General features: G+C 63.5%; 14 protein-coding genes and 1 tRNA gene. 6 read left to right on the plus strand and 9 right to left on the minus strand.

What is annotated here, in order from left to right:
- The first annotated feature begins 303 nt into the window (after nt 1-303).
- On the plus strand, nt 304-1,428 hold the full coding sequence (locus tag ASD44_RS01675; protein WP_162246412.1) for a phosphodiester glycosidase family protein: 1,125 nt from the start codon (nt 304-306) through the stop codon (nt 1,426-1,428).
- A gap of 23 nt (nt 1,429-1,451) precedes the next feature.
- On the opposite strand, the gene ASD44_RS01680 is transcribed toward ASD44_RS01675, so the two are convergent.
- A tRNA-Pro gene (locus ASD44_RS01680) sits at nt 1,452-1,528 on the minus strand.
- Between the two features lie 200 nt (nt 1,529-1,728).
- On the opposite strand from ASD44_RS01680, the gene ASD44_RS01685 reads away from it, so the two are divergent.
- Nucleotides 1,729-3,249: a phosphomannomutase/phosphoglucomutase gene (locus ASD44_RS01685; protein WP_056107937.1), complete on the plus strand. Its 1,521-nt coding sequence runs from the start codon at nt 1,729-1,731 to the stop codon at nt 3,247-3,249.
- Nucleotides 3,250-3,262: 13 nt separating this feature from the next.
- Nucleotides 3,263-5,506, plus strand: a complete 2,244-nt coding sequence (locus ASD44_RS01690) for an AGE family epimerase/isomerase (protein WP_056107940.1) — start codon at nt 3,263-3,265, stop codon at nt 5,504-5,506.
- 24 nt (nt 5,507-5,530) lie between these two features.
- Here the strand turns inward: ASD44_RS01690 and betB are convergent, their stop codons facing one another.
- The 3 genes from betB to betI are packed head-to-tail and all read right to left on the minus strand — an operon-like array spanning nt 5,531 to nt 9,335.
- On the minus strand, nt 5,531-6,994 hold the full coding sequence (gene betB, locus ASD44_RS01695; protein WP_056107943.1) for a betaine-aldehyde dehydrogenase: 1,464 nt from the start codon (nt 6,992-6,994) through the stop codon (nt 5,531-5,533).
- Nucleotides 6,995-7,040: 46 nt separating this feature from the next.
- Nucleotides 7,041-8,693: a choline dehydrogenase gene (gene betA / locus ASD44_RS01700; RefSeq protein WP_056107946.1), complete on the minus strand. Its 1,653-nt coding sequence runs from the start codon at nt 8,691-8,693 to the stop codon at nt 7,041-7,043.
- 51 nt (nt 8,694-8,744) lie between these two features.
- Nucleotides 8,745-9,335 carry a transcriptional regulator BetI gene (gene betI / locus ASD44_RS01705; RefSeq protein WP_056107949.1) on the minus strand — a complete coding sequence of 197 codons (591 nt, stop codon included), beginning with the start codon at nt 9,333-9,335 and terminating at the stop codon, nt 8,745-8,747.
- A 170-nt stretch (nt 9,336-9,505) separates the two neighbouring features.
- Between betI and ASD44_RS01710 the strand changes: the two genes are divergently transcribed.
- Both ASD44_RS01710 and ASD44_RS01715 read left to right on the plus strand, forming a co-directional pair.
- Nucleotides 9,506-10,672 (plus strand): acetyl-CoA acetyltransferase, encoded by a 1,167-nt coding sequence (locus ASD44_RS01710; RefSeq protein WP_056115242.1) that lies wholly within the window; start codon nt 9,506-9,508, stop codon nt 10,670-10,672.
- A 171-nt stretch (nt 10,673-10,843) separates the two neighbouring features.
- Complete coding sequence (locus ASD44_RS01715) at nt 10,844-11,851, plus strand: asparaginase (protein WP_056107952.1); 1,008 nt, start codon at nt 10,844-10,846, stop codon at nt 11,849-11,851.
- Here ASD44_RS01715 and ASD44_RS01720 read toward each other — a convergent pair.
- Complete coding sequence (locus tag ASD44_RS01720) at nt 11,844-13,220, minus strand: TIGR03808 family TAT-translocated repetitive protein (protein ID WP_056107955.1); 1,377 nt, start codon at nt 13,218-13,220, stop codon at nt 11,844-11,846. The genes ASD44_RS01715 and ASD44_RS01720 overlap by 8 nt on opposite strands.
- Before the next feature lie 106 nt (nt 13,221-13,326).
- Here ASD44_RS01720 and greA point away from each other — a divergent pair, with 106 nt between their 5' ends.
- Nucleotides 13,327-13,800: a transcription elongation factor GreA gene (greA, locus tag ASD44_RS01725; RefSeq protein ID WP_056107958.1), complete on the plus strand. Its 474-nt coding sequence runs from the start codon at nt 13,327-13,329 to the stop codon at nt 13,798-13,800.
- A gap of 4 nt (nt 13,801-13,804) precedes the next feature.
- Here the strand turns inward: greA and ASD44_RS01730 are convergent, their stop codons facing one another.
- The 4 genes from ASD44_RS01730 to ASD44_RS01745 form a co-directional block, all read right to left on the minus strand.
- Complete coding sequence (locus tag ASD44_RS01730; protein ID WP_056107961.1) at nt 13,805-14,194, minus strand: type II toxin-antitoxin system death-on-curing family toxin; 390 nt, start codon at nt 14,192-14,194, stop codon at nt 13,805-13,807.
- Nucleotides 14,191-14,412: an AbrB/MazE/SpoVT family DNA-binding domain-containing protein gene (locus ASD44_RS01735; RefSeq protein ID WP_056107964.1), complete on the minus strand. Its 222-nt coding sequence runs from the start codon at nt 14,410-14,412 to the stop codon at nt 14,191-14,193. The genes ASD44_RS01730 and ASD44_RS01735 overlap by 4 nt, the downstream gene beginning before the upstream one ends.
- 68 nt (nt 14,413-14,480) lie before the next feature.
- Nucleotides 14,481-16,604: a methylmalonyl-CoA mutase gene (gene scpA, locus ASD44_RS01740; protein WP_056107967.1), complete on the minus strand. Its 2,124-nt coding sequence runs from the start codon at nt 16,602-16,604 to the stop codon at nt 14,481-14,483.
- Nucleotides 16,601-18,043 (minus strand): methylmalonyl-CoA mutase subunit beta, encoded by a 1,443-nt coding sequence (locus tag ASD44_RS01745; RefSeq protein ID WP_056107969.1) that lies wholly within the window; start codon nt 18,041-18,043, stop codon nt 16,601-16,603. Before ASD44_RS01745 ends, scpA begins: the two co-directional genes overlap by 4 nt.
- Nucleotides 18,044-18,133: the final 90 nt, after the last annotated feature.

Genomic DNA, 18,133 nt, shown 5'->3' on the forward strand with positions numbered 1-18,133 from the left:
GCGAAAACGCTAGCATAAAGCGTTGCAACCACCCGGAACGTCACATATTCTCGAAGCGGGAAAATAAACCATAGGTTAAATTGAAGAATGAATGGCATAAATATTCAAAAAAGCTATTTGCCGGATAGCGTGAGCCATTCTCACAGAGATTTAATCAAGATTTCTGCCAAATCGTTCAGTATAATTGATACGAAGAACGAGGACGGCGCTGTGCTGATGAAGGATTTCGGCCACGCATACGCGGCCTTTCACGGCAATGTCGAATGCATGTTGCTGCCGGAGCTTGGCTCGGAGATTCCGTCAATGTTCCGGAACGATCGCAGGATCGGCAACGCCAACATGCTGGAATTCAGGACATTGGCGAAGCGTTATCTGGCCGCCCATGCCGCGAACGGTTCCGACAGCGGCCAGGTCCGCGCCCTTTTCGACAATGGCTTCATCCATTCCAGCCGCCATCTGAGGGATTATGCCGGCTGGCGGGACTCGACCTTCGAGCGGCGGCTGTTTTTCGATCGGCTGGGCACAATCCGCAGGACCGGCATCGACTATCACAACCAGGTGCTGACGGTCGGGCCCTTCTTCTCGATGGATCCCGATGAAGTGAATTCGGACTTCTGCGCGATCGGCGACGTCTACGGGCTCTGCGTCAGGGCAGGGAAGGTTTACGCGCCCGCCTTGTTGCCGAGGAACACACTGGTTCAGTCGGTGTCCGGAGCCATAAGCATCCGCAAGATGTCCATGGATGATATGGTGCTGGAGACCGAAAGCGGAAAGCGGCTGTCGCCTGGTTCCCGTGCGGATATCCGGTTTCATATTCGTCATCCAAAGGCGCAGCCTTATGCGGAACTGGGCGAGGACTGCTACGGGTTCGTCATCATACGTGACAAGGTGATTGCCTGGGCTACGGAAGGCCAACTCGCCATCCCCGCCAGCGGTTGCGTTGTCGTCATAAGGAAGACGGCCGGTTTCAACGCCGAGGCTATCGATTCGCTGATAGATACGGGGTCCGTAAAGTGGACGCTGGACGGCGATATACAGGAAGCATTCCAGGGCGGGCCGAGGCTGGTCAGCGACGGAACGGTAGTTCCGTCAGGCGAGGGGATGGACAGTTTCTGCCGGAGCGACGAGGACACCCGCTGCGTGCCGGCGACATTCCATAAATTCGTGGAATCCGAAGAGCGGGCGAAATCCATAGTCGGCTTCGATCACGTCGGTAATCTGCACTATCTGATCGGGGCCAGTTGCAGCGCCCGCGAACTATCGGAAATCGCGCTCGAATCGGGGATGACGGACGCCATACTGGCCGATTCCGGCGGCAGCGCCTGTGCGTTTATCGGAAACGGCGCCTTGTTCCAAAATCGCGATCAGCGCGGCACGGACTTTGCCTATTGGGATCGGCCGACGCCGATAGCGATCGTGCTGAGGTGAGGTGGAAGCGGGAAAAATCTGGCTGGTCGGAGTGGCAGGATTTGAACCTGCGACCCCCTCGTCCCGAACGAGGTGCGCTACCAGGCTGCGCTACACTCCGCTGCCAGACGGCGGGCTTATAGCCGCCGCGTCCGCTTCCTGCAAGCGCCAAAGCCGTGGCCGGCGAGGCAAATCGTTAGCTTTATCCGCAGATCGCCGGATGTTTTCAATTTCCCGTTAGGCAAGCCGGTCTAAAAGACTGCAAACGACGCGCTCGTGCCTGCGAGGTGCGACGACAACTTGTGTCTGGAGTGCCGCCGATTGTCCTTGAAGATCGTTTCCGAGGCCCTGCCGAACACGTTCGCCTTTGAAACCTCGGCGCTCATCAAGCCGTCCGGGTTCCGCGAATATGACGCGCGCTGGTGGTTCGGCCGCGACGCCAGCGACGTGCCGCCGGAACTCAATCTCGTCGGCGTCCAGGCGCTGGGCATGGGTCTGGGCACCCTGATCCGCCGCCTCGGCGTCGGACCGGACATCGTCACCGGCCACGACTTCCGCGCCTATTCGCTGGGCATCAAGCTGGCGTTGGTATCGGGCCTGATGGCCGCCGGCGCACGGGTCAAGGATATTGGCCTGGCGCTGTCGCCGATGGCCTATTTCGCGCAGTTCGCGCTCGACACGCCCTCGGTCGCCATGGTGACAGCCTCGCATAACGAGAACGGCTGGACCGGCGTCAAGATGGGCGCGGCGCGGCCCCTGACCTTTGGCCCGGACGAGATGACTGCGCTGAAGCAAATTGTGCTGGCCGGCGATTTCGATCTGACCGGCGGCGGCAGCTACGACTTCGTTGCCGATTTCCGCGCCGCCTATCTGGACGACGTCACCGCTGGCAAAAGCATCTCGCGCCGGCTGAAGGTTGTCGCGGCCTGCGGCAACGGCACGGCGGGCGCCTTCGCGCCTGAAGCGCTGGAGCGCATCGGCTGCGAGGTGATCCCGCTGGACACCGAACTCGATCATACATTCCCGCGTTACAATCCGAACCCGGAAGACATGCAGATGCTGCACGCCATCCGTGACAAGGTGCTGGAGACAGGCGCCGACATCGGCCTCGGCTTCGACGGCGACGGCGACCGCTGCGGCGTGGTCGACAATGAGGGCAACGAGATCTTCGCCGACAAGGTCGGCGTCATGCTCGCGCGCGATATTTCGCGGCTGCATCCGGGCTCTCGATTCGTGGTTGACGTCAAATCGACCGGCCTGTTCATGACCGATCCGGACCTCAAAGCCAGTGGTGCTGTGACCGATTACTGGAAGACCGGGCATTCCTACATCAAGAGGCGGGTTGCCGAACTGAACGCCATCGCCGGCTTCGAGAAATCGGGGCACTTCTTCTTCAATCCGCCCATCGGGCGCGGCTACGACGATGGCCTCGTCACCGCGATCGCCGTCTGCCAGATGCTCGACCGCAGCCCGGCAAAGTCCATGGCCGATCTCTACCGCGACTTGCCGCTTACGTATGGCACGCCAACCATGTCGCCGCACTGCGCCGACGAGGTGAAATATGGCGTGGTGGACAGGGTCGTCGCGGCTTTCGAGGCGATGAAAGCGGAAGGCGCGATCTTCGCCGGCCAGCGCATCGTCGATCTGATCACGGTCAACGGCGTGCGCGTCGTGGCCGAGGATGGTACTTGGGGTCTGGTGCGCGCCTCCTCCAACAAGCCGGAGCTTGTCGTCGTGGTCGAAAGCCCTGTATCGTCCGAACGCCGGCGGCAGATGTTCGAGGGGGTCGATGCCGTGCTGCGGCGCAATCCCGAGGTCGGCCCGTACAACCAGACGTTCTGACCACGGTACCCGCATGAGCCAACGCATCGTCAGTTTCGTCATGAGTGGCGGCGTCGGCTCGCGCCTGTGGCCGCTGTCGCGTGAGGACAATCCGAAGCAGTTCCACGACCTGTCCGGCGGCGGCTCGATGCTGATCAAGACGCTGCTGCGTCTCACGGCCCGCGACAAGGGTGCCGGCGAAACGCCGGTGTTCCTGATCGCCGCCGAACGGCACGCGGCCCGCATCAATGCCGACCTCGCCGGCCTCGATCTGGCTGGCGGCGGCGCGCTTTACGAACCGCTCGGCCGCAACACGGCGGCGGCGGTGGCGCTGGCCACTTTGCGGACGCTTGGGCAATTCGGCGACAGCCTGGTGCTGGTGGTTCCTTCCGACCACGAGATTTCGACCACCGCGCGATTCTGGCAGACCGTGGAAGCCGGCGTCGAAGCCGCCCGCCAAGGCCGGCTGGTGGTGTTCGGCATCAAGCCCGGCCATCCCGAAACCGGCTATGGCTATATCGAAGTCGCGGACGAGAAGGGCGGTGTGTTCGACGTGTCGCGCTTCGTCGAGAAACCGGATCTGGCCAAGGCGGAAGAATATCTGCGGGCTGGCAATTTCTACTGGAATACCGGCATCTTCCTGTTTCGCGCCAGCGCCATGCGCGATGCTTTCCTGAAATTCCAGCCCGAAATCTGGAACGCCACGGAAGCGGCTTTCAGCCAGGCGTCCGCCGATGTTTCGGGCCTCTACATGTCTGCCGAGCTATATGGTGCAATCCCGTCCATCTCGGTCGATTACGCGATCATGGAGCAGGCGAAGGACATCGCCATGGTTCCGGCGACGTTCCGCTGGAATGACCTGGGCTCCTGGCAATCCCTGCTCGATGTCGGGCCGCTGGACGGCAACGGCAATGTCATCCTCGGCGATGTCGTCGCGATAGACTGCCAGAACTCGTATATCCGCAGCGAGGGCCGCCTGCTCTCGGCCGTGGGCATGAGGGACGTCGCCATCGTGGCGACAGCCGACGCGACATTCGTCGCCCCGGTTAGCCACAGCCAGAATGTGCGCAAGATCGTCGAGCAGCTCGAAAAAGGCGGCCGTCTCGAAACCAGGTTCACGCCGGCGCATGACCGCGTCATGGAAAGCGGCGCGTGGCGTCGACGGGTCCGGCATTGGCTCTTCGAGGAGACATTGCCGCTCTGGTCGACCGCCGGTGTCGATGAGCATCATGGCGGTTTTCACGAAGCGCTCGGATTCGACGCCAGGCCGCTGATGAAGCCGAAGCGCATGCGCACCATGGCGCGCCAGGTTTACGCCTTCGCCGTGGCCAAGGCGCGCGGCTGGGACGGTCCTTCCGACAAGCTGATCGCACATGGCATCGAATTCATGACGCGCCACGGGCGCACGGACCGGGGCGGGTGGGTGCGAACCTTGAACGTCGATGGCACGGTCGCCGATGCCGCCGAGGACGCCTACGATCATTCCTGCGTGCTGCTGGCGCTGGCCTATGCGCATATGTGCGGCAATCCGGACGCCATAGCCCTTGCCGGCGAAACCTTCGCCTTTCTCGACGCGCACCTGGAAGACAGGCGGCTGACGGGTTTTCTCGAAACCTCGGACGGCGAGGAGGAACGGCGCTCCAACCCGCACATGCATCTGCTGGAAGCGTTCCTCGCATGGCATCAGGCGACCGGCGACCGCACCTACCTGCGCCGCGCGGCGCGCATCATCGACCTGTTCCGCAGCCATTTCTTCGATCCGGAAAGCTGGACGCTGGGCGAATATTTCGACGCCGAATGGCGTCCGGTTACAGGTGAGAAAGGGTTGTGGACGGAGCCGGGCCACCATTTCGAATGGGCGTCGCTGCTGGTCGATTTCGCGACGCGCAGCGGCCAGAACGACCTGATGGTGTTCGCCCGCAAGCTCTACGCTTCCGCCATCGCCAATGGGCTCAATCGCGCCACCGGCCTGGCCTACGCTGCCGTGTCTCGTCAAGGCATGCCGCTCGACCAGGTCTCGCGCAGCTGGCCGCAATCGGAGGCGATCAAGGCTGCCATCGCGCTGGATTCCGCCGGCGGTCCGGACATGAAGCCGGAAGTCGAGGCGCGCGTCGGACGGCTGTTCCGGTGGCACGTCGATCCGGCGCCGACAGGGCTGTGGATCGATCGCATCGATGAGCGCGGACGTTCGCTGGCGCAGGACGTGCCGGCCAGCATTTTTTATCACCTGGTGTGTGCCCTGACGCAGTATCTGGACAGCACCGCGGGGCGGGACTGATCGCCGCGCAATCTGGCTTCGGGATCAGTACGGGCTGTCGACCTTGCCGGTCTCCACGTAAACCGACTTCACCTGCGAATAATACTCGAGCGCTGCCAGCGAGTTCTCGCGGCCGATACCGGATTGCTTGAAGCCGCCGAACGGTATCTCGACCGGTGTCAGATTGTAGGCGTTGATCCAGCAGGTTCCAGCCTGCAACTCGCCGATGACGCGATGGGCGCGGGCAAGATCGGCGGTGAAGACACCGGCGGCGAGGCCGAATTCGGTGTCGTTGGCGCGGTCGATCACCTCCTCCTCGGCCTCGAAGGCGAGCACGCTCATCACCGGGCCGAAAATTTCCTCCTGCGCAATACGCATCGTGTCCGCCACGCCGGTGAACACGGTCGGCTCAATGAAGAAGCCGCCATCGAAACCTTGCAGCGACGGCACGCCGCCACCGCAAGCCAGCGTCGCGCCTTCCTGCTTTCCGGCCTCGATATAGGACAGCACTTTCTCGTGCTGCGTCCGGTTGACCAGAGGTCCCATCTGCGTTTCGGGGTCGAGGGGGTCGCCGATGCGGATTTTCTTCGTCCGCTCCAGCAGGCGTTCGACAAAGCGGTCGTGCAGCCCCTTCTGGACGAAGACGCGGGTTCCGTTGGAGCAGACCTGGCCGCTCGAATAGAAATTGCCGAGCATCGCGCCGCCGATGGCGCTTTCGAGGTCCGCGTCGTCGAACACGATCAGCGGCGACTTGCCGCCCAGTTCCATCGTCGCGTGCTTCATCTTCGAGCCGGCCAGCGCCAGCACCTTGCGGCCGGTGGGAACCGAGCCGGTGACGGAGACCTTGGCGACGACCTCATGCTCGACGAGTGCCGCGCCAACGTCGCCGTAGCCCTGCACGACGTTGAACAGCCCGTCGGGCAGCCCGGCTTCCGTGTAGATTTCGGCCAGCGCCAGCGCCGAAAGCGGCGTCTGTTCCGATGGCTTGAAAACCATGGCGTTGCCCATGGCCAGCGCCGGGGCCGATTTCCAGCCGGCGATCTGGATCGGGTAATTCCAGGCGCCGATGCCGACGCAGACGCCGAGCGCCTCGCGGCGCGTGTAGGCAAACGGCCCGCCAAGATCGATGAATTCGCCATTGAAGGAAGCGACCGCGCCGCCGAGATATTCCAGGCAGTCGGCGGCGGAAGGCGCGTCCGCCACCAGCGTCTCCTGCAGCGGCTTGCCGGTGTCGAGCGTTTCCAGCCGCGCCAGATGCTCGTTGCGCTCGCGCAGCAGATCGGCGGCGCGGCGCAGCACGCGGCCGCGTTCGGCCGGCTTCAGCCTCGCCCAGGCCGGCTGCGCGGCGCGCGCCGCCTCGACCGCCAGTTCGACGATGTTCGGCGTCGCCGCATGCAGCGTCGCGATGGTCTCCCCGGTCGCCGGATAGATGACGGGCAGGGCGGCCCCCTGGTCGTCTTCGACGAAACGGCCGTTGATGTAGTGGGAGGCCTTGGGTTGGGCGCGCATTCTGTCTCCGTATTCTCTGCCGGCAATAGAGCCGGCAGATCATGTCCTATCTGTCCGACACCTGCCAGCGCGGATTGATCCATGGTTCCTGGTTGGACGGCGGCAGCGGCGTTCGTCCCAATATGTGGTCGGCGGCTTTCTCGCCGGTCATGATCGACGGCGCGTTGAGATTGCCGTTGGTCACGCGTGGAAAGATCGAGGAGTCCGCGACCCGCAGACCTTCGACCCCGATCACCCGGCACTCGGGATCGACGACGCTGCGCGGATCGTCGGCGCCACCCATGCGGCAGGTGCCACACGGGTGGTAGGCGCTCTCGGCATGGTCGCGGATAAAGGCGTCCAGTTCCTCGTCGGACTTTAGCGCGCTGCCGGGCGAAATCTCCTTGCCGCGATAGTCGTCGAACGCGGCTTGCGCGAAAATCTCGCGGGTCAGCCTTATGCAATGGCGGAAGTCGGACCAGTCGTCGGGATGCGACATGTAGTTGAAGCGGATCGCCGGCTTTGCCCAAGGGTCTGACGACCGGAGCGATACCGAGCCGCGCGACTTCGAGCGCATCGGCCCGACATGCGCCTGGAAGCCGTGCGACTTCGCCGCCGCCTTGCCGTCATAGCGCACGGCGGCCGGAATGAAATGGTACTGGATATCCGGATAATCGATGCCCGGCGCCGAGCGCACGAAGGCCGCCGCCTCGAAATGGTTGGTGGTGCCGAGCCCCGTTTTGAAGAACAGCCATTGCGCACCGATCAGCGCCTTCGAGAGAGGATTGAGCACCGAATAGAGCGTGATGGGTTTTGTCGATTCCTGCTGGATGTAGAGCTCCATGTGATCCTGCAGGTTCTGCCCGACGCCCGGCCGATCCGCCACGACATCGATGCCGCTCTCGGCCAGATGCCGCGCCGGGCCGATGCCGGACAGCATCAAGAGCTTGGGCGAATTGATCGACGACGCGGCGACGACCACTTCACGTCGTGCCTTAACGACTTGAATCTGTTTGCGAGCTTCGATCTCGACCCCGACGGCGCGTTGATTCTCGATGACCACCCGCCGTGCGAAGGCTTTGACGAGACTCACATTTTGCCGCTTCAGCGCCGGCCGCAGATAGGCGTTCGCGGCGGACCAGCGCCGGCCATTCTTGATTGTCTGTTCCATCGGCCCGAAGCCTTCCTGCTTCGATCCATTATAGTCGTCGGTGGTCTCGAAGCCCGCTTGCCGGCCGGCTTCGAGGAAGGCGCTGTAGAGCGGGTTGAGCCTCGGGCCGCGCTGCACATGCAGCGGTCCGCCGATGCCGCGCCAGCCGTCCTCGCCATCCACGCTGTCTTCCATGCGCTTGAAGTAGGGCAGCACGTCGGCGAAGCTCCAGCCGGCCGCGCCTTCCTCGGCCCAGTGGTCGAAGTCACGGGCATGGCCGCGCACATAGACCATGCCGTTGATCGAGGAAGATCCGCCCAGCACCTTGCCGCGCGGCGTCGCCAGAATCCGGCCGCCGAGATGCGGCTCCGGTTCGCTGGAAAAGCCCCAGTCGTAGAGTGGCATGTTGAGCGGGATCGACAGCGCCGACGGCATCTGGATCAGCGGCCCGGCATCCGAGCCGCCATATTCGATGACGATCACCGAATGCCGGCCGTCCTCCGACAGCCGGTAGGCCAGCGCGGAACCGGCGGAACCGGAACCGACGATGACGAAGTCCGCCTCAAGCATGGCTGCCACACCGCGCACCAGGGCGAGGGTCGTGCGAAATCCGAACAGGGGTCATGTGCCCGACCGGTTCGCCAGCTTGGCGTCGACATAGTCCTCGACAAGCGCGGCGGCGCTCGCAGGGTTGGGCAGGCCGTCCCGCAATGCGCGGCGGATGTAGAGCCCGTCAATCAGGGCGGCGATCGCCTCCGCCATGCGCGTGGCTTCCGGCCGGCCCACCAGCGGCATAAGCCCGCTCATCAGATTGGAATGCAGGCGGCGCGCATAGACCCTCAGCAGCCGCCGCAGCATCAGCGAATTCTGCGCCTCGACATAAAAGGCGAGCCAGGCATGCACCGTCTCCTCGCGGAACTGGGCAGCGTTGAAGTTGACCGCGATCACCGCGCTGATGCGCCGGCGTGGTGTCGAAGCCTTGGCCAGAGCCTTGCCGAGATCGGTGCCGAGATCGGCGAGGAGTTGCCGCATCGTCGCCTGCAGCAGTTCTTCCTTGGGACCGAAATAGTGATGCGCCAACGCCGATGAGACGCCCGCCCGTCCGGCGATTTCCGAAACGGTGACGTTGAGCGAGCCGCGCTCTCCCACGGCCGAGATCGTGGCGTCGATGAGCGCGCGGCGGCGCAGGGGTTCCATTCCGATTTTCGGCATCGTTCTACTCCTTTCACCGATTTTATTTTTTATTGACTCATCAATCAATAAAAAATGCGCATCCGTTGTGCGTCGTATTGCGCTCTGGCGCAGTCGGTTCAGCCTTGAACCATCTTGGCGATGGGAGCAGGCTGGATTACATCTCTTCAAGACAAATGCTGGAGGCACCGATGACCGCATGTATCGTTGGCTGGGCGCATTCGCGCTTCGGCAAGCTGGAGGGCGAAACGCTCGAAGGCCTGATCACCAAGGTGGCCTTGGAAGCGCTCGAACACGCCGGCATCGGGCCGGAAGACGTCGACGAGATCGTGCTCGGGCACTTCAACGCCGGTTTCTCCCCGCAGGATTTTACCGCAAGCCTTGTGCTTCAGGCTGACGACCGGCTGCGCTTCAAGCCGGCGACGCGGGTCGAGAACGCCTGCGCCACCGGTTCGGCGGCGGTGCGGCAGGGCATCCGCGCCATCGATTCCGGCGCCGGCCGCGTCGTGCTGGTTGTCGGCGCCGAGCAGATGACCACGACGCCCGGCCCGGAAATCGGCAAGAACCTGCTCAAGGCTTCTTACCTGCCGGAGGAGGGCGATACGCCTGCGGGCTTTGCCGGCGTGTTCGGCAAGATCGCGCAGGCTTATTTCCAGCGCTATGGCGACCAGTCGGACGCGCTGGCCATGATCGCCGCCAAGAATCACAGGAATGGTGTCGACAATCCCTATGCGCAGATGCGCAAGGATTTCGGCTACCAGTTCTGCCGCCACGAAAGCGAGAAGAACCCGTTCGTCGCCGGCCCGCTGAAGCGCACGGATTGCTCGCTGGTTTCGGACGGCGCGGCCGCGCTGGTGCTGACGGATGCGGAGACGGCGCAGACCATGCGTCGGGCGATCGGCTTCCGCGCCAACGAGCATGTGCAGGATTTCCTGCCCATGTCGAAGCGCGATATCCTCCAGTTCGAAGGCGCTTCGGAAGCCTGGGCGCGGGCGTACAAGAATGCCGGCGTCACCGTCGACGACCTCTCCTTCGTCGAGACGCATGACTGCTTCACCATCGCCGAACTGATCGAATATGAGGCCATGGGGCTTGCCGCGCCGGGCGAAGGCGGCAAGCTGGCGCTGAACGGCTATACGGGCAAGGAAGGCCCGCTGCCGGTCAATCCGTCCGGCGGCCTGAAATCCAAGGGCCACCCGATCGGCGCGACCGGCCTGTCCATGCATGTGCTGAGCTCGATGCAATTGACCGGCGAAGCCGGCGGCATCCAGGTGCCCGACGCCAAGCTGGCCGGTATCTTCAACATGGGCGGCGCCGCGGTCGCCAACTACGTGTCGATCCTGGAGCGGGTGAAGTAGTTGCGTCTCGGGGTGGGGTGCTCAAAGTCCTTTTACCCCCGCCCTGTCTCGGTCGCTTTGCTCCGCACGCGATCTTGCCGACCCTCCCCACAAGGGGAGGGTAAGAACGCCGCTTGCATGTCGCCTTGCGCCGCAATAGTCGTCAGTCGATGATGGCCGTGCGGTGACAGCATGACGAATCCGGTTCTGGTTGAGGTTCTGCGCGGCGAGGTGGTCGAAAGCGCCCATCGCGGTGCCATCTCCGTCGTCGATGCCGATGGCAGGACCGTATGGGAGATCGGCGATACCGGCCGACCGGTCTTTCCGCGCTCGGCAGTCAAGGCCATCCAGGCGCTGCCGCTTGTGGAAAGCGGTGCCGCCGATGCTTATGGTTTCGGCGACCGCGAACTGGCGTTGGCCTGCGCTTCTCATTCCGGCGAACCGGAGCATGTCGATCTGGCGGCATCGATGCTGGCGAAAGCCGGGCTCGACAAGGAGGCGCTGGAATGCGGCGCGCACTGGCCTTCCAGCCATGATGCGACCATCGAACTGGCGCGTTCGGGCGGCTGGCCGAATGCCTTACACAACAACTGCTCCGGCAAGCACGCCGGCTTTCTCTGCACCTGCGTTCATCTTGGCGTAGCGCCATCCGGCTACGTGAAGGCCGGGCATGAATCGCAGAAGCTGGTGCGAGACGCGATGCAATCCGTCACCGGCGCGGCGCAACGCACAGAGCTTTGCGGCACCGATGGTTGCTCGATCCCAACCTATGCCGTGCCGCTGCGCAGTTTCGCGCATGGTTTTGCCAAAATGGCGACAGGTATTGGATTCGAGCCGAAACGGGCGGCGGCGGCGAAGCGGCTTATGTCCGCCTGCATGGCCGAGCCTTTCCTTGTGGCGGGTACGGGCAGGGCCGATGTCCCGCTGATGCAGGCGGCGCCGGGACGGATTTTCGTCAAGACCGGCGCCGAAGGCGTCTATTGCGCCGCGATTCCGGAGCTTGGGTTTGGCATCGCGCTGAAATGCGACGACGGCGCGGGACGCGCCGCCGAGGTGATGATCACGGCAGTTTTGTCACGCCTGCTGCGCGCCGACGCAACACTTGCCGCCAGATTGGACGAACTCGCACGGCCGGGCATCGAAAGCCGTGTCGGCGCAAAGGTCGGCCTGCTGCAGCCGGGCGGAGCCCTGCTTAGCTGACGTGGTTTCTCTCCACCGTCAAATGCGCATAGCCCGCATTGCCGCTTGAAGCGAGGTCGCCTGTTACCGGTTCCGCCCAGCGCTGGCCGACGATCGCACCCTTCAAGGCGCCGTCGATGACATTGTCGGTCAGGATCGCAGATCCGGACCCTTCGACCACCGAAACGGCGATGCCGGTGCCGGCGTTTCGGATGATGTTGCTGCTGGCCACAACGTTGCGCAGGTATGGTCCCCAGCCGATCTGCAGACCATAGAGCGGCGCGTTCTCGATGACATTGCCTGTCGCAGTCGTGTCGGCCTCGAAGCAGATGCCGGTGCCGAAGCCGGGCGAGTCCGGCGTATAGGGCCCGACCGCCGACAGGTTGCGTACGACATTGCCCGTGCAGGTGGCCATGCGGCCCCCTTCGTTAAAGTTGACGATCGAGATGCCGTTGGCGGCGCCATCGACGATGTTGGCGTTGATCACCGCGCCTTCGAAGGCGAACTCCGAATAAATCGCCGTTTCGCCGGAGCGCAGGCAGGTGTTGGAACCGATCTGGACGTTGCTGGCGCTGTTCGCCCGCACGGCGGAGAAGGCGCAGTCCGAGACCATGTTGTCGGTGACCATGACATTGGCGGCGCGGAAGACATTGATGCCGTTGCCGTTCTGTCCGGTGCCGCCGGCGGCCGCGCCGATCCGCTGCACCCGGTTGCCGGAGACCATGGTGCTGTCCTCGCCCGCCTGCCAGCGGTGGACGAGGATGCCGCCATTGGCGCAGTCCGCCACGCTGTTGCCGGCGATCCGCATTCCGGCGCCCTGGATGGACCATATGCCGGCGTCGGCCGCGCCCGTGACGGTGGATCGTTCGATGCGGCCGGCGGCTGCTTCAAGCACGATGCCATTTCTCGCGCTGCCGGCGACGACGCAGCTGTCGATGGCGAGATGGCCGACGCGGCGCAGGTCGAGCAGCCCTTCGGCCTGGTCGCCGATCCACTGATTGACGCCGTCGAAAACGAGGCCCGCGAGATCGACCACCTCGGCGCCTTCGCTCATCATCAGATGGCCGCCGCCGCCATAGACGATGCGCGTCGCCCCTGGAACGCCCGAAAGCCGCACCCGGTCGGGCAGGGTGAGGTTCGAAACGATATAGATGCCCGGCGGCAGCATGACAGGCGCATTGCGGTCGCTTGCCTCGCGCAGCATCTTTGCAAAAGCTTTGCTCTGGTCGTCCGTCGCGTCGGACCGCACACCGAAATCGGTCGCGTTGATCGAGCCGCGCAGGGATGCCGTCTGGATGGTGGAGAGGTTGGTTGCGCCGGCTTTGCCAATCGCAAGGCCAAGCACCGCGAAGCCCGCGGTGCCGGTCAAGAAACGTCTTCTGTTCAACATTGGCACAGCTTTCCGGCTCTCAAGCTGTACGGCGCAACAAGCATGCCAGAGCGCAGATACCGCTTTTGCGGTTGTGAAGCCGGGCTTGCGGGCCTAGATTCGGGCGATGAGCAGAGCCTTCACCCGCGAAGAAGACAACGAATCCATCGCCGACATCGGCGAAAAACCGGTGAGCGCGCACCGCAATCTGGTGACTGAACACGGACTGGCGCAGATCGAAGCCGAATTGGCGAGGTTGCGCGAGGAGCTTGGCAAGGCGGAGCGGCAAGAGGACCGCGAACGCCTCGCCATGGCGTCGCGCGATCTTCGCTACTGGACGGCGCGGCGCGAGAACGCGGAAGTCTCCGTTCCGGATGCCGATAGCGACGTTGCCCGCTTCGGCATGGGCGTCACCCTGGAAGATGAGGACGGCGGCAAGGTCCACTGGAAAATCGTCGGCGAGGACGAAGCCGATCCGGCCAAGGGCACCATCTCGCATGTGTCGCCGATGGCGCAGGCGTTGTTCGGTAAAAAGGCGGGCGACCTGGTGACGGTCAACGGCAGGGAATGGGAGATCGTCAAGCTGAGCGCGAAGGGGTGAAGGCTTATGGGTCCAGCTTGACGGTATGGTCTCTGAAAAAGGCGGTGGCGCCTTCCTCATCTATTTCGCCAGCTGCGATTCCCATCGTGAATTCATAAATCGTGCCGTTGTCGGCGGTTAGCGCGTACCCGTTTACGATCAGGAACGTACCGGCGGCGACGATGGCCGTTCGCTTGTTGCCATCGACGAAGGCGTGGTTTCGGGCAATTCCGAAAACGTAGGCGGCCGCTAAATCGTGAATGGCGGGCTCGCCATAATTAGCTTTGTTTTCAGCACGCGCCCAAGCGGACTCGAGCGAATTTTCATCCCTTAGGCCTTGCGCGCCGCCGTGCCTGCGCAACTGTTCAGCATGCATGGCCTCCACGGATCGCCGGCTCAGAAACTCCCAGTTCATTCCGCGAGCTTCTGGAGCGCGACCTTGTATTTGTCCATGACCTCGCGCGCGGCCTTCATCTGGCGTTCGAAGCTGTCGTCAACCGCTTCAAGCGTGACGCCCTTCGCCGTTTCAGTGATTGAAAGCTGATCTCCGGCTTTAATGTTCAGGCGCTCGAGTATCTCCTTCGGCAGGATCACACCTTCGGAATTGCCGATCTTGCGGATGACCGTGTTCATGGGATGCTCCTGTGTTGTAACGAGAATTATAACACAAGCGAGCGAAGTTACAACAGGGATTATAACGCTTAGTCTTCGGCCAGCAGCCGCTCCATCAGCCGTTCCGCCGCTTCCGGAATAACCGTTCCCGGCGGAAAGATTTCCGCCGCGCCTGCCGCCAGAACGGCGTCGTAGTCCTGCGGCGGGATGACACCGCCGGCGACCACCAGAACGCCATCGCGTCCAATCTTCTTCAGCGCAGTCTTCAGTTCCGGGATCAGGGTGAGATGGCCTGCCGCCAGTGACGATGCGCCGACGATATCGACATTGTGCTCGTCGGCCAGTCTGGCGATTTCCTCCGGCGTCTGGAACATCGCGCCGACGGTGACGTCGAAACCAAGATCGGCGAACGCTGTGGCGATCACCTTCTGGCCGCGGTCGTGACCGTCCTGTCCCATTTTGGCAACCAGGATGCGCGGCTTGCCGCCAGTCTTCTTCTCGAAGGCCGCAAGCTTTTCTTCCAACCGGGTGACGGCCGCATTGTCGCCGAGTTCCTTGCGGTAGACGCCCGATATGGTCTGCACCGTGGCGACGTGCCGGCCGAAAACCTTTTCCAGCGCCAGCGAAATCTCGCCCACCGTCGCTTTCGCCCGCGCCGCGCGGATGGCGAATTCCAGCAGATTGTCCTGGCTTTCTGCCGCACGGGTCAGCGCGCTCAGTGCATTCTCGACATCGGCGACGTCCCGAGTGCCTTTCAATTGCTGCAGCTTGGAAAGCTGACGCGCCCGCACCTCGGCATTGTCGATCTTGAGGACATCGACCTCCATGTCCTGCTCCGGCCGATAGGCGTTGACGCCGATCACACTCTGCTCGCCGGAATCGATGCGGGCCTGGGTGCGCGCCGCCGCTTCCTCGATGCGAAGCTTGGGAATGCCCTTCTCGGTCGCCGCGGCCATGCCGCCCAGCGCCTCGACCTCTTCGATATGGCTCATGGCGCGGGCGGCGAGATCATGCGTCAGCCGCTCCACATAGGCCGAACCGCCCCACGGATCGATGATGCGGGTGGTGCCGGATTCCTTCTGCAGGATGAGCTGCGTGTTGCGGGCGATCCGCGCGGAATGGTCGGTCGGCAGAGCCAGCGCCTCGTCGAAGGAATTGGTGTGCAGCGACTGCGTGTGGCCCTGCGTCGCCGCCATCGCCTCGATCATGGTGCGAACGATGTTGTTATAAGGGTCCTGCGCCGTCAGCGACCAGCCCGACGTCTGGCAATGCGTGCGCAATGACAGCGAGCGCTGGTCCTTCGGCGAGAAGTTCTTGTCCATCAGTTGCGACCACAGGAGGCGTGCGGCGCGAAGCTTGGCGACCTCCATGAAGAAGTTCATGCCGATGGCCCAGAAGAAGGACAGGCGCGGCGCGAACTTGTCGATGTCCAGCCCGGCGGCGACCCCGGCGCGCGCATATTCGATGCCGTCGGCGATGGTGTAGGCGAGTTCCAGGTCCGCCGTCGCCCCGGCTTCCTGCATGTGATAGCCGGAGATCGAGATGGAGTTGAACTTCGGCATGTGCCGCGAGGTATAGGAGAAGATGTCCGACACGATCCGCATCGAAGGCTTCGGCGGATAGATGTAGGTGTTGCGGACCATGAACTCCTTGAGAATGTCATTCTGGATGGTGCCGGCGAGATCCTTCTGGGCGACGCCCTGTTCTTCGGCGGCCACAATGTAGAGCGCCAGGATCGGCAGCACGGCGCCGTTCATGGTCATCGACACCGTCATCTGGTCGAGAGGGATGCCGTCGAAGAGCTGGCGCATGTCGAGGATCGAGTCGATGGCCACGCCGGCCATGCCGACATCGCCGGCGACGCGCGGATGGTCGCTGTCATAGCCGCGATGGGTGGCCAGATCGAAGGCGATGGAAAGCCCCTTCTGCCCCGCCGCCAGGTTGCGCCGGTAGAAGGCGTTGGATTCCTCGGCCGTCGAGAAGCCGGCATATTGGCGGATCGTCCACGGTTGCTGGACATACATGGTAGGGTAGGGGCCGCGCACGAAGGGTGGCAGGCCCGGATATGTGTCGAGCGCCGGCAGGCGCTTGAGATCGTCCTGCGTATAGAGGCGCTTTACCTTGATGCCTTCCGGCGTATGCCAGATGCCTTTCGGCCCGGCGGCCGCTTCGCGTGACGCCGTCCAGCCGATGCGGCCAAAATCGGGGATCATTCGGCCGCTCCGAGAGATTCGTCTATGCGTCCTGGGAGCAGGGCTTCGCAAAAGACCACTCCGTCCGCTGGCACTGCGCGATGGTCCGCCGGCAGCGTTTCCGCCTGCCGTTCGGTCGCGGCTGGATGAAGTGTCGTGCCGACAATCGTCCGATGGCCACTGTCGAAAGCAACGGCGCGTTCGGTGCGCGCGGCGTTGATGCGTTGCTGGATGCGGCCCGATTGCAGGCTTGCCAGTATGCCGCCTTCCGCTTCGATTTGCTGGAAGACCGACCATGCGGTCTCGCACAGGCCGTTGGTCAGCGCTTCGATGCCGCCCGAGCCCGAAGCGGGATCGCCGACATGATCGAGATGGCTTTCGTTCGCCATGATGAGCTGCGTGTTGCGGGCAATGCGCCGCGCGAAGGGCGCGGGCAGGCCATGCGCGATCGTATGCGGCAGGATCGATATGGTGTCCGCGCCACCCGTGGCCGCCGCGAAACAGGCGATTGTGCTGCGCAGGATGTTCGTTTCCGGATCTTGCCGCGTCATCATTCGGTAGGACGTCTCGGCATGGATGTGGGCGACCGAGGGGGGGATCGAGCACAGTTCCTGCGCACGCTTCCACAGTTGGCGCAGCGCTCTGATCTTCGCCATTGACACGAACTGATCCTGATCGACGCTCACTGCGAAGCCGATATGCGGCGCGGCATAGATCAGCGCCTGGCGCGCCTCCTCGAACAGCCGCAGGTGGGCGACCGCCGACGCCAGCATGATGCCAAGCTCCTGCGCCTCGGTTGCGCCGGCATTATGAAAGACGCGTCCATCTGCTTCGAGCAGGATGCCGGGAACCCCCATGGCGAAAAAATGCGCCAGCGATTGCGGCATCGAAGCCTGCAGCGCTTCGATGGACATGCGCAGCCGGCCGGTGCCGGCAAAGATCGCGGCGGGATCGATGCCGAAAGACAGGCTCAATTTCGCCGGATCGACGCGTCTGCGGGTCAACAGCTCGACCAGCCAGTCGGCCATGGCTCGGCTGGAGGGATGGACATCGACGCGCAGATGCACCTGATTGAGGGAAACGCCCTCCAGGATACGCTCCAGCGTCTCGGCGCCGGCAGGCAATCCGTAGCCGAAGGCATTGGGTGCGCCTTCGAAAACCAGCGCCAGGCCTGTCGCACCCTGAGACAGATCGTCTTCGACCTGCGCCTTCGCACGGTCGAGGTCGGGATCGTCCACACGCTGGACGATAGCCCATGCAGCTTCCGGGTTGACGCGCAGGCTAGGCTCTCCTTCGGCAGCCCGTTCGTACAGCGGCTCGATGCGGACGCCGTCCTCGGTGTGCGAAACCAGTCTGTCCTCGAACGATGCGCCGTCCAGCGCCTTGTCGGCCAATTCCAGCCACCGCCGCCGTCCAGCTTTTTCCGTTTCAAGGGTTTCCATCGCCGCTCCGGCTCCCATCCTTCTTGATCTGTCATTGCCGCTAGCCGGGCCGGGACAGTCTAGGGTCCCTTGCTCTGCATCGCAATGCACACAAAGGGCAGCTTGGAA

Source organism: Mesorhizobium sp. Root554, assembly GCF_001427025.1.
Taxonomy (GTDB): Bacteria; Pseudomonadota; Alphaproteobacteria; order Rhizobiales; family Rhizobiaceae; genus Mesorhizobium.